General features: G+C 74.4%; 18 protein-coding genes and 1 riboswitch. Of the genes, 15 read left to right on the top strand and 3 right to left on the bottom strand.

Translation table 11 applies throughout. The features are described from left to right. Window position 1 precedes the first annotated feature (1 nt). Window positions 2-1,351, bottom strand: coding sequence for an acetyl-CoA C-acetyltransferase (locus tag F1D97_RS00405; protein ID WP_236121787.1), 1,350 nt, complete (start codon window positions 1,349-1,351; stop codon window positions 2-4). A 145-nt stretch (window positions 1,352-1,496) separates the two neighbouring features. Here F1D97_RS00405 and F1D97_RS00400 point away from each other — a divergent pair, with 145 nt between their 5' ends. From F1D97_RS00400 to F1D97_RS00390, 3 genes are all read left to right on the top strand, one after another. Next, complete coding sequence (locus F1D97_RS00400; protein ID WP_236121786.1) at window positions 1,497-2,339, top strand: TetR/AcrR family transcriptional regulator; 843 nt, start codon at window positions 1,497-1,499, stop codon at window positions 2,337-2,339. 13 nt (window positions 2,340-2,352) lie between these two features. Next, a complete protein-coding gene (locus F1D97_RS00395; protein WP_236121785.1) occupies window positions 2,353-4,431 on the top strand; it encodes an acyl-CoA dehydrogenase family protein in 2,079 nt (692 codons plus the stop codon). 92 nt (window positions 4,432-4,523) lie between these two features. Beyond that, a complete protein-coding gene (locus F1D97_RS00390; RefSeq protein ID WP_236121784.1) occupies window positions 4,524-5,237 on the top strand; it encodes a DUF1361 domain-containing protein in 714 nt (237 codons plus the stop codon). Window positions 5,238-5,241: 4 nt separating this feature from the next. On the opposite strand, the gene F1D97_RS00385 is transcribed toward F1D97_RS00390, so the two are convergent. Both F1D97_RS00385 and F1D97_RS00380 read right to left on the bottom strand, forming a co-directional pair. After that, on the bottom strand, window positions 5,242-6,114 hold the full coding sequence (locus tag F1D97_RS00385) for a DUF2599 domain-containing protein (protein WP_236121783.1): 873 nt from the start codon (window positions 6,112-6,114) through the stop codon (window positions 5,242-5,244). A gap of 163 nt (window positions 6,115-6,277) precedes the next feature. Next, window positions 6,278-7,186 carry a hypothetical protein gene (locus tag F1D97_RS00380; RefSeq protein WP_236121782.1) on the bottom strand — a complete coding sequence of 303 codons (909 nt, stop codon included), beginning with the start codon at window positions 7,184-7,186 and terminating at the stop codon, window positions 6,278-6,280. 381 nt (window positions 7,187-7,567) lie between these two features. Between F1D97_RS00380 and purL the strand changes: the two genes are divergently transcribed. The 12 genes from purL to F1D97_RS00320 all read left to right on the top strand — a co-directional run bounded on the left by purL (window position 7,568) and on the right by F1D97_RS00320 (window position 23,037). Next, window positions 7,568-9,913: a phosphoribosylformylglycinamidine synthase subunit PurL gene (gene purL, locus F1D97_RS00375; protein WP_236121781.1), complete on the top strand. Its 2,346-nt coding sequence runs from the start codon at window positions 7,568-7,570 to the stop codon at window positions 9,911-9,913. Between the two features lie 391 nt (window positions 9,914-10,304). Beyond that, a riboswitch (SAM riboswitch) is annotated at window positions 10,305-10,420 on the top strand. Window positions 10,421-10,813: 393 nt separating this feature from the next. Then, the gene (locus F1D97_RS00370) at window positions 10,814-11,986 is read left to right on the top strand and encodes an LLM class flavin-dependent oxidoreductase (RefSeq protein WP_236121780.1); all 1,173 of its coding nucleotides are present in this window, start codon (window positions 10,814-10,816) and stop codon (window positions 11,984-11,986) included. Window positions 11,987-11,998: 12 nt separating this feature from the next. Continuing rightward, window positions 11,999-13,369, top strand: a complete 1,371-nt coding sequence (locus F1D97_RS00365) for an NtaA/DmoA family FMN-dependent monooxygenase (protein ID WP_236121779.1) — start codon at window positions 11,999-12,001, stop codon at window positions 13,367-13,369. Window positions 13,370-13,434: 65 nt separating this feature from the next. Beyond that, the gene (locus F1D97_RS00360) at window positions 13,435-15,090 is read left to right on the top strand and encodes an ABC transporter substrate-binding protein (RefSeq protein ID WP_236121778.1); all 1,656 of its coding nucleotides are present in this window, start codon (window positions 13,435-13,437) and stop codon (window positions 15,088-15,090) included. Further along, on the top strand, window positions 15,090-16,043 hold the full coding sequence (locus F1D97_RS00355) for an ABC transporter permease (protein WP_236121777.1): 954 nt from the start codon (window positions 15,090-15,092) through the stop codon (window positions 16,041-16,043). The genes F1D97_RS00360 and F1D97_RS00355 overlap by 1 nt, the downstream gene beginning before the upstream one ends. After that, window positions 16,040-16,984 (top strand): ABC transporter permease, encoded by a 945-nt coding sequence (locus F1D97_RS00350; RefSeq protein ID WP_236121776.1) that lies wholly within the window; start codon window positions 16,040-16,042, stop codon window positions 16,982-16,984. Before F1D97_RS00355 ends, F1D97_RS00350 begins: the two co-directional genes overlap by 4 nt. Next, window positions 16,981-18,717, top strand: coding sequence for a dipeptide ABC transporter ATP-binding protein (locus F1D97_RS00345; RefSeq protein WP_236121775.1), 1,737 nt, complete (start codon window positions 16,981-16,983; stop codon window positions 18,715-18,717). Before F1D97_RS00350 ends, F1D97_RS00345 begins: the two co-directional genes overlap by 4 nt. Continuing rightward, the gene (locus tag F1D97_RS00340) at window positions 18,714-19,502 is read left to right on the top strand and encodes a DUF1684 domain-containing protein (protein ID WP_236121774.1); all 789 of its coding nucleotides are present in this window, start codon (window positions 18,714-18,716) and stop codon (window positions 19,500-19,502) included. The genes F1D97_RS00345 and F1D97_RS00340 overlap by 4 nt, the downstream gene beginning before the upstream one ends. Then, window positions 19,499-20,095: a GNAT family N-acetyltransferase gene (locus tag F1D97_RS00335; RefSeq protein WP_236121773.1), complete on the top strand. Its 597-nt coding sequence runs from the start codon at window positions 19,499-19,501 to the stop codon at window positions 20,093-20,095. Before F1D97_RS00340 ends, F1D97_RS00335 begins: the two co-directional genes overlap by 4 nt. Next, complete coding sequence (locus F1D97_RS00330) at window positions 20,092-21,174, top strand: amino acid ABC transporter permease (RefSeq protein WP_236121772.1); 1,083 nt, start codon at window positions 20,092-20,094, stop codon at window positions 21,172-21,174. Before F1D97_RS00335 ends, F1D97_RS00330 begins: the two co-directional genes overlap by 4 nt. After that, window positions 21,171-21,941: an amino acid ABC transporter ATP-binding protein gene (locus F1D97_RS00325; RefSeq protein ID WP_236121771.1), complete on the top strand. Its 771-nt coding sequence runs from the start codon at window positions 21,171-21,173 to the stop codon at window positions 21,939-21,941. Before F1D97_RS00330 ends, F1D97_RS00325 begins: the two co-directional genes overlap by 4 nt. An 88-nt stretch (window positions 21,942-22,029) precedes the next feature. Next, on the top strand, window positions 22,030-23,037 hold the full coding sequence (locus tag F1D97_RS00320; protein ID WP_236121770.1) for an ABC transporter substrate-binding protein: 1,008 nt from the start codon (window positions 22,030-22,032) through the stop codon (window positions 23,035-23,037). The last annotated feature ends 2 nt before the right edge of the window (window positions 23,038-23,039 follow it).

Raw genomic sequence — 23,039 nt, 5'->3', positions numbered from 1 at the left:
GTCAGGCCGCCTCGAGGATCGCGGTGAGGCCGAGCCCGCCGGCCGCACAGATGGACACGAGCGCGCGCGGGGTGCCGCCGTCGCGCTGCTTGCGCAGGTGGAGCTCCTTGGCGATGGTCGCGACGATGCGCCCGCCGGTCGCGGCGAACGGGTGCCCCGCGGCGAGCGACGAGCCGTGCACGTTGAGCCGTGCGCGGTCGACCGCGCCGAACGCGCCGTCCAGCCCGAGCCGTGTGCGGCCGAACTCCTCGGACTCCCACGCGGCGAGCGTGGTGAGCACCGTCGACGCGAACGCCTCGTGGATCTCGACGTACTCCAGGTCCGCCAGCGACAGGCCGTTGCGCGCCAGCAGGCGCGGCACTGCGAACACCGGTGCCATGAGCAGCCCGTCCTCGCCGTGCACGAAGTCGACCGCGCCGGCCTCGGCGTCGACGACCGCGGCGAGCGGCGTGAGCCCGTGCTGCGCGGCCCACTCGTCGGACCCGAGCAGCACGGTCGACGCGCCGTCGGTGAGCGGCGTCGAGTTGCCGGCGGTCATGGTCGCGGGCGCGTCGAGCCGGGTGCCGAACGTGGGCTTGAGGCTCGCGAGCTTCTCGAGCGAGGTGTCCTTGCGCAGGTTCCCGTCGATCGTCTGGCCGCGGTACGGCGTGACGAGGTCGTCGAAGAACCCGGCGTCCCACGCGGCCGCGAGCCGCTGGTGGGAGGCGAGCGCGAGCTCGTCCTGCGCCTCACGCGTGATGCCCCACTCCGCGGTCGTGAGCGCCTGGTGCTCGCCCATCGACAGGCGCGTGCGCGGCTCGCCCGTGGACGGTGCGACGGGCGCGAGGTCCTTGGGGCGGATGCGCCCGAGCGCGGCGAGCTTCTGCCCGGCCGTCTTGGCGCGCGACAGGTCGAGCAGTGCGCGGCGCAGGCGGTCGGTCACGACGATCGGCGCGTCCGACGTGGAGTCCACGCCACCCGCGATCGCGGACTCGAGCTGCCCGAGCCGGATCTTGTTGGACAGCCCGACGAGCGTCTCGAGCCCGGTCGCGCACGCCTGCTGCACGTCGTACGCGGGCGTGGTCGCGGCGAGCGACGAGCCGAGCACGGCCTCGCGCGTGAGGTTGAAGTCGCGGCTGTGCTTGAGCACCGCGCCTGCGGCGACCTCGCCGATCCGCTGCCCCTGCAGGCCGTACCGCGCGACGAGGCCCTCGAGGGCCGCGGTGAGCATGTCCTGGTTGGAGGCGTGCGCGTACCTCCCGCCGGCCCGGGCGAACGGGATGCGGTTGCCGCCCAGGACGAGCGCGCGGCGCGGGCCGGACGGGGGCGTGGGCTGGGCCGCCTTCGAGCGGGCCGTCTTCTCGAGTGCCATGCGGTGGCGCTCCTCTCGCGTCGTCGCGATGGTTCGTCCAGCGGGGTGTCGGGACGGTGTCCAGGGGCCCTGCGTGTCCCCTGGTCCAGGGACCAATGTCCCGACCTGGTGTCCAGAACCCACAGTACCTGATACCTTCGGTTTCGTGAGTCCGATCACACCGGGCCCGTCGACGGCGACGGCCTCCAGCGCGCCGGCGGGCACCCCAGGGGGGAGCGCGGCCGGGGCCCTCTCGCGCGAGACGGCACGCGACGTCCGCCGCGACGACCCCTTCGTCGTCGACGGCCGCTCCGCCCGCTGGGCCGACCACCGCGAGGCCCGCCGCGCCGAGCTCGTGCGCATCGCGCGCCGCACGGTGCACCACAAGGGCCCCGACGTCTCCATGGAGGAGATCGCGAACGCCGCGGGGACGTCGAAGTCGATCGTCTACCGCTACTTCTCCGACAAGACCGGCCTGCAGATCGCGGTCGCCGAGGCCGTCGTGCTGCAGATCCAGGGCGCGCTCGAGGGCGTCCTGCGCGTCGCCCCCACCCCGCGCGACGGCCTGCGCGCGATGGTCGCGGTCTACCTCGAGATGATCGAGTCGTCGCCGCACGTCTACGCGTTCGTCACGCGCGACGGGTCCGTGGAGTCCGGCGGCCCGCTCGGGCACTTCCTCGACTCCGTGACGCACCTCGTCGCGCTGCCGTTCGCGCGCGAGCTGTCCGACCACGCGGACCACGGCGAGCAGGGCGAGCACGACGAGGGTGCGGCACCGGACCTCGCCGCCGCGGCGCGCGACTCGCTCGCCGAGGTCTGGGCCGCCGGAGCCGTCGGCTTCGTGCGCGGCGCGGGCGAGTGGTGGATGGCCCACCGCGGCGAGCCCGGCGTGCCCGACCGCGAGACCCTCACCGCCCAGGTCGCCGCGTGGCTCTGGGCGGGCCCCGTCGGCCTGCTCGCCCGCGAGCGCTTCCCCCACACGTCCACCCGCCCATGGGAGATCCGATGACCCGGGAGACCCGATGACCGCCACCACGACCGCACCCACAGGTCCCACCACCCCGTCCCCGCGGCGCGGCACCAGCCTCGCCTCCACCGACCAGCCGCGCGTCGACGTCGCCGCGCTCACGGACCAGCTCCTCGGGCAGTACGCGACGCTGCGTCGCGAGGCCCGCGCGCTGACCGGCACGCCCGAGTTCCAGAAGATCGACGGCCTGCCGATGGCGGAGCACCGCGAGCGCGTGCTGCACCAGCTGCGCGAGCTCGTCGCGCACCACGACGTGCTGCGCGCGTTCCCCACGCGCCTCGGCGGCGCCGACGACCACGGCGGCAGCCTCGCGCGGTTCGAGGAGCTCGTCGCGGGCGACGCGTCGCTGCAGATCAAGGCCGGTGTGCAGTGGGGCCTGTTCGCGTCCGCGATCCTGCACCTGGGCACCGAGCACCACCACGACACGTTCCTGCCCGCCGCGATGTCGGTGGAGATGCCCGGCGCGTTCGCGATGACCGAGACGGGCCACGGGTCCGACGTCGCGTCCATCGGCACCACGGCCGAGTACGACCGCGAGACGCAGGAGTTCGTCATCCACACGCCGTTCCGCGCGGCGTGGAAGGACTACCTCGGCAACGCCGCGCTGCACGGCCGCGCGGCCGTCGTGTTCGCGCAGCTCATCACCGCGCCCGAGGGCAAGCCACGCGTCAACCACGGTGTGCACGCGTTCTACGTGCCGCTGCGCGACGAGGACGGGCAGTTCCTGCCCGGCATCGGCGGCGAGGACGACGGCCTCAAGGGCGGGCTGAACGGCATCGACAACGGCCGCCTGCACTTCGACCACGTGCGCGTGCCCCGGACCAACCTGCTCAACCGGTACGGCGACGTCGCCGAGGACGGCACGTACACCTCGCCGATCGCGAGCCCGGGCCGCCGGTTCTTCACGATGCTCGGCACGCTCGTGCAGGGCCGCGTCTCGCTCGACGGCGCGGCGGTCAACGCGAGCAAGATCGCGCTCGCCATCGCCGTGCGGTACGCGAACGAGCGCCGCCAGTTCGCGGGCGCGGGCGAGGACGAGGTCGTCCTGCTCGACTACCAGCGTCACCAGCGCCGCCTGCTGCCGCTGCTCGCCGAGACGTACGCCTCGACGTTCGCGCACGAGGAGCTGCTCGCGTCGTTCGACGAGGTGTTCTCCGGCCGCGACGACACGCCCGACTCCCGCGAGGACCTGGAGACGCTCGCCGCGACCCTCAAGCCCACCTCCACGTGGCTCGCGATGCGCACCGTCCAGGAGTGCCGCGAGGCGTGCGGCGGCGCCGGCTTCCTCGCCGAGAACAGGCTCGTCGGCCTGCACCAGGACATGGACGTCTACGTGACGTTCGAGGGCGACAACACCGTGCTCTACCAGCTCGTCGGCAAGCGGCTCCTGGGTGACTTCGCGAAGGCGCTCAAGGCCGGCGGCGCGGGTGACGTCGCGCGGCTCGTCGCGGACAAGGCCGTGCACCGCACGCTGCTCGTGCGCGCCGCGCAGACCATCGCCGACGTCGGCGACGCGCGTCGCTCGGCGGGCCAGCTGCGCGACGAGGAGACGCAGCGCGAGCTGCTCACCGAGCGCGTCGAGGTCATGGTCGCCGAGCTCGCCGCCGCGCTGCGCCCCGCGACGAAGCTGGCGCCGGCCGAGGCCGCGGCGCTCGTGAACGCGCACCAGAACGAGCTCATCGAGGCCGCGCGCGCGCACGCCGAGCGCGTGCAGTGGGAGGCGTTCACGCGCGGCGTGCACGCCGCGACCGACCCCGGCACGCGTCAGGTGCTCACGTGGCTGCGCGACCTGTTCGGGCTCACGCTCGTCGAGCGGAACCTCGCGTGGTACCTCGTCAACGGCCGTCTGTCCGCCGGCCGGGCGCGCACGGTCTCGTCGTACATCGACCGTCTGCTCGTGCGGCTGCGGCCCTACGCGCAGGACCTCGTCGACGGGTTCGGCTACGCGCCCGAGCACCTGCGGGCGCCCATCGCGTCGGGCGCCGAGAAGGAGCGGCAGGACGAGGCACGCGCGCACTACCGGACCGAGCGCGCCGCCGGGCGTCTCGCGGTCCCCGAGAAGCACCTGCGCTGACGGCCCGTCCCGTCGGCCCGGTGGACGTCGACCGCCCCCGTCCCTCCCGCACCGGGAGAGCGGGGGCGGTCGCGCTCTGCTGTGATGGCGACATGCTGACCAGCCTCGTCGTCGGCGCCGCGGGCATGAACGTGCTCGCGCTGGCGCTGGTGCTCGCACGCGGGCCGGCGTTCGGCACGCGCGTCTACCGGCCGATGCTGCTCAACCTCGCGCTGTCCGTCGCGCCCCTCGTGCTGCTCGGCCTCGTGGCCGTCGTGTGGGCCGTGCTGGTCCGGCTGGACCTGCGCGGCGTCGGGTGGGCGGTGCTCGCCGTCGGCGCTCTCGCGTGGCTGCTCCTGCTGCCCAACGCGGCCTACCTCATCACCGAGCTCAACCTCAGCCACCGCAAGCCCGACGAGCACGTGCCCATGTGGTTCGACACGCTGCTCGTGCTCGTCCTGGCGATGTCCGGCGTGCTCAACACCGTGCTCAACGTGTTCGTCGTGCAGCTCGAGTGGGTGCTCGTGTCCTCCGGGGAGGACGCGACCGCGCTCGCCGACCGGTCGTCCGTCGTGCTGTGCGTCGTGATCCTGCTGCTCGTCGCGCTCGGCATCTACCTGGGGCGCAACGTGCGCCTCAACTCCTGGGACGTGCGGCACCCGTCCTCGCTCGTGCGCAAGGTCGTCGCGCACGTGCGCAGCCCCGGCGGGCTCACGGGGATGGTGTTCTTCACGCTGCTCACCGCGTTGTTCCTGGGCCTGATCTACCTCGTGGTGATCGGGCCCGTCATCGGCGGGCTCGTGCGCATCGAGGAGCTGCGCGGCTGACGCGTCACGTCGGGTTGCACCGGGTCGCGACCAGCTCCAGCGCCGAGACCTGCGGCCGCCACGGCTCGATGTTCCACGCGGCCTTGCGCCGCGCGCCCTGCTGGTGGCACGCGAGCTGGTCGAGCATCGTCGCGGTCCCCGCCTCCGGCTCGGCCGCGACGACCTGCGCGGGCACGAGCGCGGCTGCCGCGAGCCCGCCTCCGCGCGCCCAGTCCGCGGGGGTCACCGCGAGCGACCGCCCGCCCTCGCGCTCGCCCCACGACAGGTCGAGCACCGCGCGCGCGGTGATCCACACGCTCGTCGGCTCGTCGTCCGCGCGCAGCACCGCGACGTCGCTCGTCGTGCCGTCCACCTCCGTGCGCGTGAGCGTGCGCAGCCGTCCCGCGGGCTCGGCCCGCAGGCCGGCGACGGGCTCGTCGTCGAGCAGGACGAGCGCGGTCCCGTCCGCGAGCACGTCGAGCCGCCAGGGCGCGGGCGCGACGACGACGACCGTGCCGTCGCCTGCCGCGAGCGGCACCCGGACCGACCCGTCGTCGAGCGCGCGCGGCGTGGCGTCGGCGAGCACGCGCAGCGCGACCGTCCCCGACGAGGGGCCCGACGAGCGCACCGTCACACCGCCGCGGATCGCGCGGTCGAGGAGCGCGTCGTCCGCGCCCTGTGACGGCGCCGCCGACGCGGCGGGTGACGGCGCCGCCGACGCGGCGGTTGACGGCGCGGCCGACGCGGCCGGCGTCGCCGCGGCCGGAGACGACGTCGCCGCGTGCGGGCTCGTCGTGGCGCCAGGCTGCGCCGGCGACGGTGTGCACGCCCCGACGAGCGCGACGACGACCCCCGCGAGCAGTGCGGCGAGCGCGCGGCGGGTCACGGCGGTGGGCACGCGCCGAACCTAGCGCCCACGTGCCGGAGCCCGGCGGGCCGAGCCGAGGCTCGTGCCCGCCGGGCCCGCGCCCGGTCGCTCAGGGGGAGGGGGTGCGGCCGGACGTCGACCCGACGGACCGGTTCCCGCACCCGTGCGTGCGGTCGCCGGTCCGTCGGTCGTGTCAGCGACGGTGCGCGGGGCGGTACCGCTTGCGGGCGTGGACCGCGAGGAGACCGGCACCCGCGGCGAGCGCACCGAGACCGGCGGCGAGGCCGGGCACGAGCGAGTCGGAGCCGGTGGCCGCGAGCGGCGGCTCCTCGGGCTCGTCGGCCAGCACCGCGGACGGGTAGCTCGGCGTCGGCGTCGGTCCGGCCACGACGACCTCGTCGTCGTCACCCGGCGCGACGGGGCTCGACAGCGACGGCTCGGGGGTCGGCGTCTCCTCGTCCGACGGCGGGGTCGGCTCGGTGGGCGTCGGCGCGGGCGTGGTCTCCTCCGGGGTGGGCTCCGGGGTCGGTGCCTCGTCCGAGGGCTCCGGCGTCGGCGTGGGCTCCTCGACCGGCGGGGTCGTCGGCTCCTCGACGGGCGGGGTCGGCGTCGCGGTGGGCGTCGGCGTCGGCGTGGGACGCGGCGGGTAGGTCGGGTACGGCGTCGGCGTGGGCGACGGCGACGGCTGCGGCGGGTAGGTCGGGTTCGGGGTCGGGCGGCACGTCGTCGAGCAGACGGGCTTCTGGCCGCCCTCGCCGTAGTGCTCGTTGTACTTGCTGACCTGCACCCAGGTGATGCACGAGTTCTCGGGGATGCCGACCGTGTCCCAGCGCACCGCGTTCTTGCCGATGAGGCCGCCGGTCGACCGCGTGCCCTCGATGTGCAGGTTCGCCGATCCCGTGCGGCCGCGGTGCGTGTACGTCACGTTCACGTGGTCGTGGTTCGCGAACGTGTCACCGGGTGCGAGCGTGAGGCCGTCGACCGTCACGGAGTAGGGCACGGGGTCGTCCGACCCGCCGGCCCACGCGCCCGTGGACGAGGCGACGAGGAGGAGACCGGTGACGAGGGGGAGGGCGGTGGCGGCAGCGGCACGGGAGAGCATCGGACCTCGACTCGGGGAGAGTGCGTCGAAAACGGTCGAATCGGACATCCGACCAAGCCGGAACAGTAGGGGTGATCAGGCATAACGCACAATTCCCCCATCGGCGTGTCGCGTGCGGCACGCCGTGTTCCGGGCACGTGTCACCCGTTGGGCCCACCGTCGGCTCGCCCGTCCGGGCGAGCGTCACCTGGACGAGCGTCCGACGGACGTCCGACGACCGCGCGCCGAGGGCCGCGCGCGGCGGTCCGTGACGGGTCCGCGCCGGGTCGTGGACGCGGGTCCGACGGCCGCCGGGGCGTCGGTATCCTGTGGCCGTCCGCCGACGACGGCCGTGTCCCTGCCGGCCGGCCAGCACGGCTTGGAACTCGCCCAAGGGAACCGATGACCTCCGCACCCGCGCGCCCCAGCAGCGACCAGCACTACGACACCGTCGAGGACGCCGCGGCGACCCCCGACCTCGAGCAGCCGTACGCGGAGCTCGGTCTCAAGCCCGACGAGTACCAGCGCATCCGGGACATCCTCGGCCGCCGGCCCACCGCCGCCGAGCTCGCGATGTACTCCGTCATGTGGTCCGAGCACTGCTCGTACAAGTCCTCCAAGACGCACCTGCGCCAGTTCGGGGACAAGACCACGCCGGCGATGAAGGAGCACCTGCTCGTCGGCATCGGCGAGAACGCGGGCGTCGTCGACATCGGCGACGGCTGGGCGGTGACGTTCAAGGTCGAGTCCCACAACCACCCGTCGTACGTCGAGCCGTACCAGGGCGCGGCCACGGGCGTCGGCGGCATCGTGCGCGACATCATCTCGATGGGTGCGCGCCCCGTCGCCGTCATGGACCAGCTGCGGTTCGGCGCGGTCGACCACCCGGACACCGCCCGCGTGGTGCACGGCGTCGTCGCGGGCGTCGGCGGGTACGGCAACTCGCTCGGCCTGCCGAACATCGGCGGCGAGCTCGTGTTCGACCCCTGCTACCAGGGCAACCCGCTCGTCAACGCCCTGTGCCTGGGCGTGCTGCGGCACGAGGACATCCACCTGGCCAACGCGTCCGGCACGGGCAACAAGGTCGTGCTGTTCGGCGCGCGCACGGGCGGCGACGGCATCGGCGGCGCGTCGATCCTCGCCTCCGAGACGTTCGACGACACCAAGCCGTCCAAGCGCCCGTCGGTGCAGGTCGGCGACCCGTTCATGGAGAAGGTGCTCATCGAGTGCTGCCTCGAGCTGTACGCCGCGCGCGTCGTCGAGGGCATCCAGGACCTGGGCGCCGCGGGCATCTCGTGCGCGACGAGCGAGCTCGCCTCCAATGGTGACGGCGGCATGCACGTCGACCTCGAGAACGTGCTGCTGCGCGACCCCACGCTGACCGCCGGCGAGATCCTCATGTCGGAGTCGCAGGAGCGGATGATGGCGGTCGTCTCGCCCGCCAAGCTGGACGAGTTCCTCGCGATCACCTCGAAGTGGGACGTCGAGACCGCGATCATCGGCGAGGTCACCGGCACCGGCCGCCTCACGATCGACCACCACGGCCACCGCATCGTCGACGTCGACCCGAAGACGGTCGCGCACGAGGGCCCGGTGTACGACCGTCCCTACGCGCGTCCCGCGTGGCAGGACGGGCTGAACGCCGACACCTCCGCGTCGCTCGCGCGTCCGACGAGCCCCGACGAGCTGCGCGCGACCGCGCTGCGCCTGCTCGGCTCGCCCAACCTCGCGTCCAAGGAGTGGGTGACCAAGCAGTACGACCGGTTCGTGCAGGGCAACACGGCCCTCGCGCAGCCCGACGACTCGGGCGTCGTCCGCGTCGACGAGGCCACCGGCCTGGGCGTCGCGCTCGCGACCGACGCGAACGGCCGCTACGGCAAGCTCGACCCATACACGGGCGCGCAGCTCGCGCTCGCCGAGGCGTACCGCAACGTCGCGACGACGGGCGCCCGCCCGCTCGCGGTGACCGACTGCCTCAACTTCGGCAGCCCCGAGCACCCGGACTCGATGTGGCAGCTCGTCGAGGCCATCCGCGGCCTGGCCGACGCGTGCCAGACGCTCGAGGTCCCGGTGACCGGCGGCAACGTCTCGCTCTACAACGGCACGGGCGAGCCCGGGAAGATCGACTCCGCCATCCACCCGACGCCCGTCGTCGGCGTGCTGGGCGTGCTCGACGACGTCGCGCAGGCCGTGCCGTCGGGCTGGACGGCCCCCGGCGTGTCCGTCTACCTGCTGGGCACGACGCGCGCCGAGCTCGACGGCTCCGCGTGGGCCGACGTCGAGCACGCCCACCTCGGCGGCCTGCCGCCGCGGGTCGACCTGGCCGCCGAGCGCGCGCTGGCCGCGGTGCTGCAGAACGCGGCGCGCGACGGGCTCGTCGACGCCGCGCACGACCTGTCCGAGGGTGGTCTGGTCCAGGCGCTGCTCGAGTCCTCGCTGCGGTTCGGCGTGGGTGCGCGGGTGTCGCTCGACGCGCTGTGCGAGCGCGACGGCGTGACGCCGTTCGAGGCGCTGTTCTCCGAGTCCACGGCCCGAGCGCTCGTCGCGGTGCCGCGCTCGGAGGAGGTGCGGTTCGCGGACCTGTGCGTCGCGCGCGGCGTCCCGGCCCTCAAGCTGGGCCAGACGGCGGACGTCGCGACGGACGACGACGAGGCGGGTCCGGCTGTCGAGGTCGAGGGCCTGTTCTCGATCCCGCTGGCCGAGGCCCGCGAGGTCTTCGAGGCCACCCTCCCGCGCCACTTCGCCTGACCCCGCACGACCCGAGGCCCCGCACGAACCGAGGCCCCGCACGACCCCGAGGCCCCCGCACCCACCGGCGCGGGGGCCTCGTCGTCGTCCCGACGACCCGCCGTCGACCCCGCGCTTCCTCCGGTTCCGTGACCCCAGAGCCGGAGCGACGACGGTCTCGGCGATGTCTCCTCCGCCGACCCCGCGGTTGCTCCGGCTCTGACCGGTCGACGCCGGAGCAACCCCGGTCTCGTCTCGGGGTGGACCGGAGGCGGTGGGCGGGGGCCGGTCGCAAAAGGGGAGTGTGTTGGTCCGGATTGTGGGACAGGGGTGGGGCGTCGTTGACACCTCGACGGGGTGGGCCTAGTTTTCCTGACCAATGCAGTCCGAATTTTCCGGTCTGCAGCACGAAGGTCATGAGCTCCGACGCGTAGCCCCGGCTGGTCGGACGGCAACCCTCCCGCGCGGCGGGGTGCCCCGGGTGAGGACCTGGTCGGACGGCGAAACCCCGCCGTCCGGCAACGCAGCGGACCGAGGGAGACGAGCCCATGAGCATGAGGAGCACCGACGGGGACACCCGCGCCACGCGCCTCGACATGTGCTGTCGCTCCATGTGCACCGACGAGAGCTGTCGCTGACGACGCCTCACGGGCACGGCGGACGCTGATCCGCCCACCGGCCACCGGCCGGGCCACCTGACCTGACGGTCCACGGACGCGCACACGTCCGACGACGACCGCGCGTCCCCGCACGCCGCAGGCAGGGTCCGAGCGTCGACGACGCCCGGACCCACCGCGCGACACCCGCGCGCCCGGCATCGCCGTACCCGGACGACCCGTCCGGGCGTGCGGCGACGTCACGGCGCCGACCCGCGCCCCACCCGACCCGACCGAACCGCACCTGACCGAGCTGGAGCACCCGATGTCGCAGCACCACCGCCACCGGACCGACCTGAGCGCACCCTCGGTGCACCTGGGCGTCGACCTCACCGACGCCGGCGCGCACCCCGCCGCCTGGCGTGACCTGGGCTCGCAGGCGCAGCGGCTGTTCGACGCGCAGCGCCTCGCGTCCCTCGTCGCGACCGCGCAGCGCGGCCTGCTCGACCTCGTCGTGCTCGACGACGCGTTCTCGCTGCAGCCCGTGCAGCGCCACGGCGCGCAGGGCCGGCTCGACGCGGCGCTCGTCGCGTCCCGCCTCGCGCCGCGCAGCGCGGGGATCGGCCTCGTCCCGACGATCGACACGACGCACACCGAGCCGTTCCACGTGTCGAAGGCCGTCGCGACGATCGACCACGTGAGCCGCGGCCGCGCGGCGTGGGGCGTGGGCTGGTCGACGACGCCGGAGGCCGCCCGCGCGTTCGGTCGCAAGGGCGTGCAGGACGAGGCGGACGCGGTCGACGAGGCGGGCGACGTGATCGACGTCGTCGGCCGGCTGTGGGACTCGTGGGAGGACGACGCGGAGATCCGCGACGTCGCGACGGGTCGGTTCGTCGACCGGGAGAAGCTGCACTACGTCGACTACGAGGGCATCAGGTTCCGGGTGAAGGGCCCGTCGATCACGCCGCGCCCGCCGCAGGGCCGACCGCCGGTCGTCGTGCGCGCGACGAGCGACGCGGCGCTCACGCTCGCCGCGCGGCACGCGGACGTCGTCCGCCTGCAGGCCACCTCGCTCGACGAGGCCGTCGCGCAGCGCGAGCTGCTGCGCACGCGGGCCGCCGACGCGGGGCGCGACGCGGACCAGCTGCGCGTGCTCGTCGACGCGTTCGTGGTGCTCGCGGACGACGAGGCGAGCGCGCGGGCGCGCCTCGAGCTGCTCGACGACCTCGAGCCGCGCGCGGGTGCGTCGACGACGTTCGAGCACGTGGGCACGCCCGACGCGCTCGTCGCGGCGATCGACGCGTGGGTCGCCGCGGGTGCCGCGGACGGGTTCGTCGTGCGGCCGTCGTCGCTGTCGACGGACCTGGACGCGCTGGTCGACAAGGTCGTGCCGACGCTGCAGTCCGCGGGCCTGTTCCGCACCGCGTACCCGGGCCGCACGCTGCGCGACACGCTCGGGCTCGCGCGCCCCGCCAACGTGTTCGCCGCGACGGCCTGAGGGCGGGGGGACATGACCACGCGACGCAAGCAGATCCATCTGGGCGTGCACTTCCCGGGGGTCAACAGCACGACGGTCTGGAGCGACCCGGAGTCGGGCAGCCAGATCGACTTCGCCTCGTTCGAGCACCTCGCGACGCGCGCCGAGGCCGCGAAGCTCGACTTCTTCTTCCTCGCGGAAGGGCTGCGGCTGCGCGAGCACAAGGGCCGCATCCACGACCTCGACGTCGTGGGCCGGCCGGACACGCTCCCGGTGCTCGCGGCGCTGTCGGCGGTGACCGAGCGCATCGGGCTCGCGGGGACGATCAACACGACGTTCAACGAGCCGTGGGAGCTCGCGCGGCAGTTCGCGACGCTCGACGTCCTCTCGGGCGGGCGCGCGGCGTGGAACCTGGTGACCAGCCCGGACGCGTTCACGGGAGAGAACTTCCGGCGCGGCGGGTACCTGCCGTACGCGGAGCGGTACGAGCGGGCGGCGGAGGTCGTCGAGGTCGCCCGCACGCTGTGGGACTCGTGGGACGACGACGCGGTGCTCGCCGACGCCGAGGGCGGCCGGTTCCTGCGCCCCGGCGCGGTGCGTCCGGTCGAGCACCACGGCCGGTACGCGGACGTCGTCGGGACGTTCACCACGCCGCGCGGACCGCAGGGCCACCCGGTGCTGTTCCAGGCGGGCGACTCCGCGGAGGGCCGTGACTTCGCGGCGCGCACCGCGGACGTCATCTTCTCGATGCACTCGTCGTTCGAGGCGGGGCGCGCGTTCTACGACGACGTGCAGGCGCGGCTCGTCGCGGCCGGGCGCTCGCGCGGCGACCTCAAGATCCTGCCGGCGACGACGGTCGTGCTGGGCGACACCGCCGAGGAGGCCGCCGAGCGCGCGGCGCACATCCGCCGCCAGCAGGTCTCGGGCCCGACCGCGATCGCGTTCCTCGAGCAGGTGTGGGGCCGCGACCTGGAGGCGTACGACCCGGACGGCCCGCTGCCGGACGTCGACCCCGACGTGGAGAACATCTCGATCACGCGCGGCCGCGTGCGGCACGCGCGCGACCCGCTCGCGATCGTCGCGGCGTGGCGCGAGCAGGCCGAGGCGAACCGCTGGTCCATCCGTGACCTCGTGATCCACACGACGACGCGCGGCAGCTTCGTCGGGACGGCGCAGCAGGTGGCCGAGGACCTGGACCGGCACGTCCAGGAGGACGCCTCCGACGGCTTCATCCTCGTCCCGCACCTGACGCCGCACGGCCTGGACGACGTGCTCGACCAGGTGGTCCCCCTGCTGCAGGAGCGCGGCGTGTTCCGCACCGAGTACTCCGGCCCGACGCTGCGCGACCACCTGGGGCTGGGCCGCCCCGAGGTGGCCGACCAGGCGACCGAGCTCGCGGGCTGACCCGGCCTGCGACCCGCACGACCCACGACCCCCCGTTCGTCCCCCGTTCCCCCTGAGAGGACACCATGACCCGCACCCCGCGGATCCCCGCCCGTGCCCGCGCGCTCGCCGCGACGCTCGTCGTCCCGGCCCTGCTGCTCGCCGCCTGCTCGTCGGGCGGCACGACGTCCGGGACGAGCGCCGCCGCGACCACGACCGCCGACACCGCCGACGCGACGCCGGGCGGCACGCTGCGCTTCGCGCTCGGCGCCTCCCCGTCGGGCGTCGACCCGCAGCAGGTCGGCTCGAACGTCAGCATCTACATCGCGCGCCAGCTCGCGGACTCGCTCACGGACCAGGACCTGACGACGGGCGAGATCGTCCCGTGGCTCGCGGAGTCCTGGGAGGTGAGCGACGACCTCACGACGTTCACGTTCCACCTGCGCGACGACGTGACGTTCTCCGACGGCACGCCGCTGACCGCCACCACGGTCAAGGCGAACTTCGACGCGCTCACGGGCGAGCTCGGCGCGACCGCGCCGCTCGCCGCGAGCTACCTCGCCGGGTACGCCGGCACGACGGTCGTCGACGAGCACACCGCGACCGTCGCTTTCGACGCGCCGAACGCGCAGTTCCTGCAGGCCACGTCCACGGTGTCGCTCGCGATCCTGTCCGACGCCACGGCGGCGGTCGACCCGAACGAGCGCCTGCAGGGCAAGGTCGTCGGCTCGGGGCCGTTCGTGCTCGAGAGCTACACGCAGGACCAGGGCGCGGTCGTGACCCGCCGCGACGGGTACGCGTGGCCGTCGGGACTCGGTGAGAACGACGGCGAGGCGTACCTGGACAAGATCCAGTTCACGGTCGTCCCGGAGTCGGGCGTGCGGGCCGGCGGGCTCGCGTCCGACCAGTTCGACGCGGTCGGGGACGTGCTTCCGCAGGACGTCGCGCAGGTCGAGGGCGCGGGCGGCTCGGTGCTCACGCGCACCAACCCGGGCGTCACGTTCGTCCTGCAGCCGAACGTCTCGGCCGCGCCGCTCGACGACGTCGCGGTGCGCCAGGCGCTGAACCTCGCGATCGACCGGCAGCAGCTGGTCGACACGGTCCTGTCGGACGCGTTCGAGCCGGCGACGAGCGTGCTCGCGTCCACCACGCCGGGGTACACGGACCTGTCCGACGACCTCGCGCTCGACGCGGCCGCGGCGGCGTCACTCCTCGACGACGCGGGCTGGGTCGCGGGCGCCGACGGCATCCGCGCGAAGGACGGCGAGAAGCTCAGCATCGACGTGGTGTACGCGCCGCTGTTCACGGGCTCGCAGGCGGTGCTCGAGCTCGTGCAGCAGCAGCTGCGCGCGGTCGGGATCGACCTGGTGCTGCGGCAGGTCACGCCCGCCGACCAGCAGGCGCTGCTCGACTCGGGCGACTACGACACGTACTACTACAACGTCACGCGCGCCGACGCGGACATCCTGCGCCCGCAGTTCGCCTCGACGGGCCGCAACATCAACCACCGCGAGGCCGACGACGTGCTCGACCCGCTGCTCGCGGACCAGCTCGCCGCGGCCGACCCGGCGAAGCGTGCGGACCTGGTCGCGCAGGCGCAGCAGGAGATCGTCGACCAGGCGCTCGCGATCCCGCTGTTCGAGCTCGCGCAGTCCATCGGCGTGGCCGGTGACGTGCACGGCGTGACGTTCGACGCGTCCTCCCGCCTGCTGTTCCACGACGCCTGGATCGAGCAGGACTGATGACCACCTACGTCCTGCGCCGGGTCGCCGCGGCCCTCGTCGTGCTCCTCGCGGCGTTCACGGTCACCTTCGTGGTCCTCTACCTGCTGCCGAGCGACCCGGCGAGCATCATGCTCGACGCGGGCACCGGCGGCGGGGGCGTCGACCCGGCGCAGGCGGAGGCGCTGCGCGACCGCCTGGGGCTCGACCAGAGCCCGTTCCAGCAGTACCTGCAGGCGCTCGGGAACGCGGCGACGGGCGACCTCGGGACGTCTTTCGCGTCGGGTGCGCCGGTGGCGACGCTCATCGGGCAGGCGCTGCCGGAGACCGCGCGGCTCACGGGGTTCGCGCTGCTGCTCGCGGTGGTCGGCGGGCTGGGGCTCGCGTCGTCGGCGTCGTGGACGCGCTCGTCGCGGCTGCGTGGCCTGCTGCTCGCGCTGCCGCCGCTGGGCGTCGCGGTGCCGACGTTCTGGGTGGGGCTGGTGCTGCTGCAGCTGCTGTCGTTCCGCCTGCCGGTGTTCCCGGCCGTCGGCAACCAGGGCTTCGCGAGCCTCGTCCTGCCGGCGGTCACCCTGGCGATCCCCTTGTCGGCGACGATCGCGCAGGTGCTCGCGCAGGGCATGCGGGCCGCATGGGCCGCGCCGTACGTGGAGACGGCGCTCGCGAAGGGTGCGACGCGTACGCGTGTGCAGCTGCGGCACGTGACCCGCAATGCGGCGCTGCCGGCCCTGACGCTGCTCGGCGTGATCGTCGGGAACCTGCTCGCCGGGGCCGTGGTGGTGGAGACGGTGTTCTCCCGCCAGGGCTTCGGACGCCTCGTGCAGTCCGCCGTGACGTCGCAGGACATCCCCGTGGTGCTCGGCCTCGTGCTGGTCGCGGCGCTCGTGTTCGTCGTCGTGAACCTGCTGGTCGACCTGGCCTACCCGCTGCTGGACCCGCGCACGGGTCCCCACCTGGCAAGGAAGGCGGCATGAGCGTCCTGGGTACCCGCGTCGCGGACGTGCGCGTCGCGTCGGTGCGTGCGACCGGCACGACGAGCGTCCCGGCACCGGTCGGGAGCACGACCGGCACGACGACACAGCGCGCGCGGCTCGCCCGCGTGCGGCGCCACCCGCTCGCGCGGCCCGGAGCGGTCGTCTCGCTCCTGGTGGTCGCGGTCGTCGTCGCGTGGGCGCTCGTGCCCACGGCGTTCACGTCCTACGACCCGATCACGGGCGTCCCGGCGGACAACCTGCTGGGCCCGAGCGCGCAGCACTGGTTCGGGACGGACCACCTGGGCCGCGACCTGTTCGCGCGCACGGTGCACGGCACGGGACTGTCGCTGCAGGCGGCGGTGGTCGCGATCGCGATCGCGCTGGGCGCCGGCTCGGCGCTGGGTCTGGTCGCGGGCTTCGTCGGCGGGCGGGTGGACGACGCGCTCATGCGGTTCGCGGACGTGCTGCTCGCGATCCCGGGGCTGCTCCTGTCGCTCGCGGTCGTGACGGTCCTCGGGTTCGGGACGCTCAAGGTCGCGGTGGCCGTGGGCGTCGCGTCGGTCGCGACGTTCGCGCGCGTCATGCGCGCCGAGGTCCTGCGGGTGCGGGGCGCGACGTACGTCGAGGCGGCGCGGCTCGCGGGCGCCCGCCGCGGCGCGGTCCTGGGCCGGCACGTGGTGCCGAACTCGACGGGCCCGGTCCTGGCGCTCGCGACGATCGAGCTGGGCTCGGTGGTCCTCGCGGTCTCGGCGCTGAGCTTCCTGGGCTTCGGGGCGGTGCCGCCGACACCCGAGTGGGGCTCGCTGGTCGCGGAGGGCCGCAACTACCTCGCGACCGCGTGGTGGTACCCGACGCTGCCCGGCGTGGTCATCGCCGTCGTGGTGCTGGCGGCGGGCCGCCTGGGCCGCGCGCTCGAGCGCGGCGGGAGGGCGGCGCGATGAGCACGCAGACCCTGGCGACGACGACGGTCGCGGACGGCCCCCGTCCGACCACCCGTCCGGTGCTCGACGTGCGCGGCCTGCGCGTGACGTACGAGGGCTCGGCGGGCGACGTCGACGCGGTGCGCGGCGTGGACCTGCACGTCCTGCCGGGCGAGGTCGTCGCGCTCGTCGGCGAGTCCGGCTCGGGCAAGTCCACCACGGCGCACGCGGTCGTCGGGCTGCTCCCCGAGACCGGGCGCGTGACGGCCGGGTCGGTCGAGCTCGGCGCCGACGAGCGCACGTCGCTCGACCTCGCGACGCTCCCGGCCCGCGCGTGGCCGCGGGTGCGCGGCGCGCGCATCGGCCTGGTCCCGCAGGACCCGGGCGTCGCGCTCAACCCCGTGCAGCGGATCGGCGACCAGGTGGCCGAGGTGCTGCGCATCCACGGCCGCGCCGGGCGCCGCGACGCGCGCGAGCGTGCCGTGGAGGTGCTGGCGTCCGTGGGCATCGACGAGCCGCGGGCACGGGCGCGTCAGCACCCGCACGAGCTGTCGGGCGGCATGCGCCAGCGCGTGCTCATCGGTATCGCGCTCGCGTGCGAGCCCGAGCTCGTCGTGGCCGACGAGCCGACGAGCGCGCTCGACGTCACCGTGCAGCGCCGCGTGCTCGACCTGCTCGCGGACCTCACCGCGCGCGCCGGCACCGCGGTGCTGCTCATCACGCACGACCTCGCGGTCGCGGCGGACCGGGCCGAGCGCGTCGTCGTGATGAAGGACGGCGAGGTCGTCGAGTCCGGCCCGACGGCCCAGGTGCTCGGTGACCCGCAGCACCCGTACACGCGCGAGCTCCTCGCGGCCGCTCCCGGCCTGCGTGCTCCCGACGAGGCGGCGCGCGTCCCGGTCACGACGAGCCCGCGCCAGGCGGCCGCGGACGCGGCGACCGACGACCTGCTCGTCGTCGAGCACCTGCGCAAGACGTTCCACGTCGGCGGTCGGCGCTCGGGCGTCGACGTGCGCGCGGTCGACGACGTGTCGTTCTCGGCGCCCCGCGGCTCGGCGTTCGTGCTCGTCGGGGAGTCCGGCTCGGGCAAGTCCACGACCGCGCGGCTCGTGCTCGACCTCGAGCGCGCGGACGGCGGGTCGGTCCGGTTCGACGGAGCCGAGGTCGCGGGGGCCCGCGGCGAGGCGCTGCGGACGCTGCGCCGCCGCACGCAGCTGGTCCACCAGAACCCGTACGCGTCGCTCGACCCGCGGTTCACGGTCGCGCAGGTGGTCGACGAGCCGCTGCGCGCGCACCGCGTGGGCACGCCCGCCGAGCGCCGCGCGCGCGTCGCCGAGCTGCTCGACCTGGTGCGACTGCCCGCGGACGCCGCGCGCCGGCGCCCGGGCGAGCTGTCGGGCGGGCAGCGCCAGCGCGTCGCGATCGCGCGGGCCCTCGCGCTCGACCCGGACCTGCTGGTGCTCGACGAGCCGACGAGCGCGCTCGACGTCTCGGTGCAGGCGCGCGTGCTGTCCCTGCTGGCGGACCTGCGCGCCGAACGCGCCCTGACGTACCTGTTCATCTCGCACGACCTGGCCGTGGTGCGGCAGGTCGCCGACGTCGTCGGCGTGATGAGCGCCGGACGCCTCGTCGAGACCGGCCCGGTCGACCAGGTCTTCGACCACCCGCAGGACCCGTACACCGTCGAGCTGGTCGGGGCGATCCCGGGCCGCGCGGCGGCCGCGACACCCGCTACGAGAGAGGCGCACCGATGACCACGCTGGACACCCGCACGCAGGAGCAGGCCGACTGGGCGACGTGGCACGAGGCGCGCGAGCGCGACCTCGCGACGCCGCACGGCTGGCTCACGCTCGTGGCCTACCTGGACCTGCCGTCGACGCCGACCGCGCTCGCGGACGTGCCCGGCCTGTGGTGGGCCGACGAGGACGGCGCTCACCACGCGCGCACCGCGGACCTCTCCGGCGCGACGACGCACGTCGTCGCCGAGGCGGGCTCGCAGGTCGTGCAGACGTACACGCCGCAGGGCCGCACGGGTGCGGACGCGGACGTCGCGGTCGAGCTGGTCCGCCGCACGGGCCGCTACGCGATCCGCCTGCGGGACCCGCGCGCGGCCGCGCTGCGCGACTTCGACGGCGTGCCGACGTTCCCGTACGACGCGTCGTGGGTGCTGGACGTGCCCGTGCGCTGGTACGACGAGCCGCGCGCGGCCGTCGTCGGCGCGGCGCGACCCGGGCTCGTGCACCACGTGAGCGTCGTCGGCGAGGTCGACCTGGAGCGCGACGGCCGGACCGTGACGCTGCGGCTGACGGGCGGCAAGGGCGGCGCGCCGGCGCTGCTGTTCACCGACGAGGCGCCCGGCCTGGCCCCGTGGCGGATCGTGTTCCCCGAGCCGTCGGCGGACCGCAGCACCGTGCGGCTCGACCTCAACCGGGCGCTGAACCTGCCGTACGCGTTCAGCGACTTCGGCACGTGCCCCGCGCCGCTCGAGGGCAACCACGTGCCGTTCGCCGTCGCGGCGGGGGAGCGGGCACCACGATGAGCACGACCACGCTCGAGGTGCGCTCGGTCGCGATGCACGACCCGCTCGTCAGGCCGCTGCTCGACGAGCTCGCGCACGAGTACTGGACCCGCTACCAGCGCGTCCTGACGGCCGAGCAGCTGCGCGCCGAGCTCGAGCAGTACCCGGCGCACGAGTTCGCGGCCCCGGACGGTGACCTGCTGCTGCTGCTCGAGGGCGGTCGCCCGGTCGCGGGCGGCGCGTTCCGGCGTCGCGTCGAGCCCGAGGCCGGCGACCCGGCCCGGCTCGCGCGGCCCCGGGCGCGCACCGCGGACGGCTCGCCCGCGCTGCCGACGGCCGAGCTCAAGCGCATCTGGACGCACTCGGCGCACCGGCGCCGGGGGCTGGCCCGCCGCGTGCTCGTCGAGCTCGAGGAGCGCGCCCGCGCCCGCGGCTACCGGCGCATCTACCTCACGACCGGGCCGCGCCAGCCGGAGGCCGCCGAGCTCTACCTCGCGACGGGCTACACGCCGCTGTTCGACCCGGCGAACCGCCCGCAGACCGGCCCCCTGCCGTTCGAGAAGTGGCTCGACGCGCTCGTAGTGACTGGTGCGTCGACGGGTGGTGCGCGATGACCGCGCCGTCGCTCGCGCAGGACGAGTCGCGCCTCGTCGTGCCGCCCACGGCCCCGCCGGTGCTCGACGCGGCCGACGGCACGCGCCTGGAGGACCTGCGCATCGTGCCGGCACGCCACCCGGGCCGCTGGGTCGCGACCGCGGGCGTGCTCGTGCTGCTCGCGATGGTCGTGTCCTCGTTGGTGACGAACGCGCGCTGGGAGTGGGACCTCGTCGCGAGGTACCTGACGTGGCCGTCCGTGCTCGAGGGCGTGTGGGGGACCGTGCGCCTGACCGCGCTCGCGTCGGTCGTCGGGTTCACGCTCGGCACGGTGCTCGCGCTCATGCGCCTGTCCCGGTCGCCGCTGCTGCAGGCCGTGTCGTGGACGTACACGTGGGTGTTCCGCTCGGTGCCGCTGCTGCTGCAGCTGCTGCTCTGGTACAACCTCGCCTACCTGTACCCGCACCTGAGCCTCGGGATCCCGTTCGGCCCGGAGTTCGCGTGGGTCGACACGCTCTCGCTCGTCGACAAGTTCTGGGCAGCGATCCTCGGCCTGGGCCTGTCGCAGGCGGCGTACTCCGCGGAGATCGTGCGCGCCGGGATCCTGTCGGTCGACCAGGGGCAGCAGGAGGCGGCCGCGTCGCTCGGCATCCCGCGGCGCCGGCAGGTGACCCGCATCATCCTGCCGCAGGCCATGCGCTCGATCGTGCCGACCGCGGTCAACGAGGTCATCGGCCTGCTCAAGGGCACGTCGATCGTCTACGTGCTGGCGTACGGCGAGCTGTTCTACATCGTCAGCGTGATCATGGGCCGCAACGGCCGGATCGTGCCGCTGCTGCTCGTCGCGGCGATCTGGTACCTCCTGCTGACGACGCTCATCACGGTCGTGCAGTACTACGTCGAGCGGCACTACGCGAAGGGCGCGGTGCGCACGCTGCCGCCCACGCCGCTGCAGCGCGCCCGCTGGTCGGTGCTCGTCGCGTCGGCCCGGCTCACGGGTCGCCCGGTGCCCGCGAGCGTCCCGCCCGGCTACGCCGCCCGCGCGCACGTCGGGGTGCTGACGCGCACGCGTCGCTCGGACATCGGAGGGCTGGCATGAGCGCGCCGGTCGGGCTCGTCGAGGTGCACGGCGTGCACAAGTCGTACGGCACGCTCGAGGTGCTGCGGGACGTGTCGCTCACGGTGCGCCCCGGCTCGGTGACGGTCGTGCTCGGCCCGTCGGGCTCGGGCAAGTCCACGCTGCTGCGCGCGATCAACCACCTGGAGAAGGTCGACAAGGGCTTCATCTCGATCGACGGCGACCTGGTCGGCTACGTGCGTCGCGGCAGCACGCTGCGCGAGCTCAAGGAGCGCGAGATCCTGCGTCAGCGCACGCAGATCGGGTTCGTGTTCCAGAGCTTCAACCTGTTCCCGCACCTGACGGCGCTCGAGAACGTCGTCGAGGCGCCCGTCTCGGCGCAGGGCCGCCCGCGGGCCGAGGTCGAGCCGGAGGCCCGCGAGCTGCTCGCCCGCGTCGGCCTCGCCGACAAGGCCGACGTGCGGCCACGCCAGCTCTCGGGCGGGCAGCAGCAGCGCGTCGCGATCGCTCGGGCGCTGGCGCTGCGCCCCAAGGTGCTGCTGTTCGACGAGCCGACGTCCGCGCTCGACCCCGAGCTCGTAGGCGAGGTGCTCGACGTCATCAAGGACGTCGCCCGCTCGGGCACGACCCTCGTCGTCGTCACGCACGAGATCGGCTTCGCGCGCGAGGTCGCGGACACCGTCGTGTTCATGGACGACGGCGTGGTCGTCGAGCAGGGCCCGCCCTGCGAGGTGCTCGACGACCCGCAGCACGAGCGCACCCGGTCCTTCCTGCAGAAGGTCCTCTGACGACCCGACGCAGGCCCCGTCCCCCACGAGCAGTGGCCATCCGGCCGACCCCACGCGGCACCGCGCCGCACGACTGAGAGGCACCCCCATGACGACGACCACGCGCCATCGCGCGACGCTCGCCGCCCTCGCCAGCGCGTCCCTGCTCGTCCTCACCGCGTGCTCGAGCGTGAGCACCGCGAAGCCCGCGGACGAGACGCCCGCCGCGGGCGTCACGGCCGACCCGGAGGCCGCGGGCCTCGAGGTCAGCACGAGCCCCGACCAGGACCGCATCCGCACGACCGTCTCCGACGAGGCCGTGGCGCTGCTGCCGGACTCCTGGAAGGACAAGGACGAGGTCGTCGTGGCCATCAGCGCGGGCGCCGCCCCGCCGCTGGGCTTCCTGGCCGACGACGACGCGACCCCCATCGGCAACGAGACCGACATCGCGCAGCTCGTCGCCGACGCGCTCGGCAAGGACCTGCGCCTGGAGGTCAAGGCGTGGGCGGACTGGCCGCTCGCGTTGCAGTCGGGCGACGTCGACGCGGTCATCTCCAACGTCACGGTGACCGAGGAGCGCAAGGAGACGATCGACTTCTCCAGCTACCGCAACGACGAGCTCGGCTGGCTCGTCAAGAAGGGCTCGGACCTCACGTCGATCACCAAGCGCGAGGACATCGCGGGCAAGGTCGTCGCGGTCGGCTCCGGCACCAACCAGGAGAAGATCGTCCTCGGGTGGGACCGCCTCAACCAGGCGGACGGCCTCGAGCCGATCAAGGGCCCCGAGTACTACGAGCAGTTCACGGACGTGCTGCTCGCGCTGCAGTCCGGGCGCGTCGAGACGTACGTGGGCCCGAACGCGTCGCTCGCGTACCAGGCGAAGATCTCGCCGCAGGACTTCCAGGTGGTCGGCACGCTCAACGGCGGCTGGCCCGACACCGCGCAGATCGCGGTCGCGACGAAGAAGGGCGCGGGCGCGGTCGACGCCGTGACCGCGGCGATCAACCACGCGATCGACGACGGCACCTACCTGCAGGTGCTGCAGCGCTGGGGCCTCGAGAACGAGGCGATCGAGAAGTCCGAGTCGAACCCGCCCGGCCTGCCCAAGACGGAGTGACG

The organism is Cellulomonas palmilytica (assembly GCF_021590045.1).
Lineage (GTDB): Bacteria > Actinomycetota > Actinomycetes > Actinomycetales > Cellulomonadaceae > Cellulomonas > Cellulomonas palmilytica.
The sequence above is the reverse complement of the archived record's forward strand: the minus strand, read 5'-3'. Positions and strand labels throughout refer to the sequence as shown.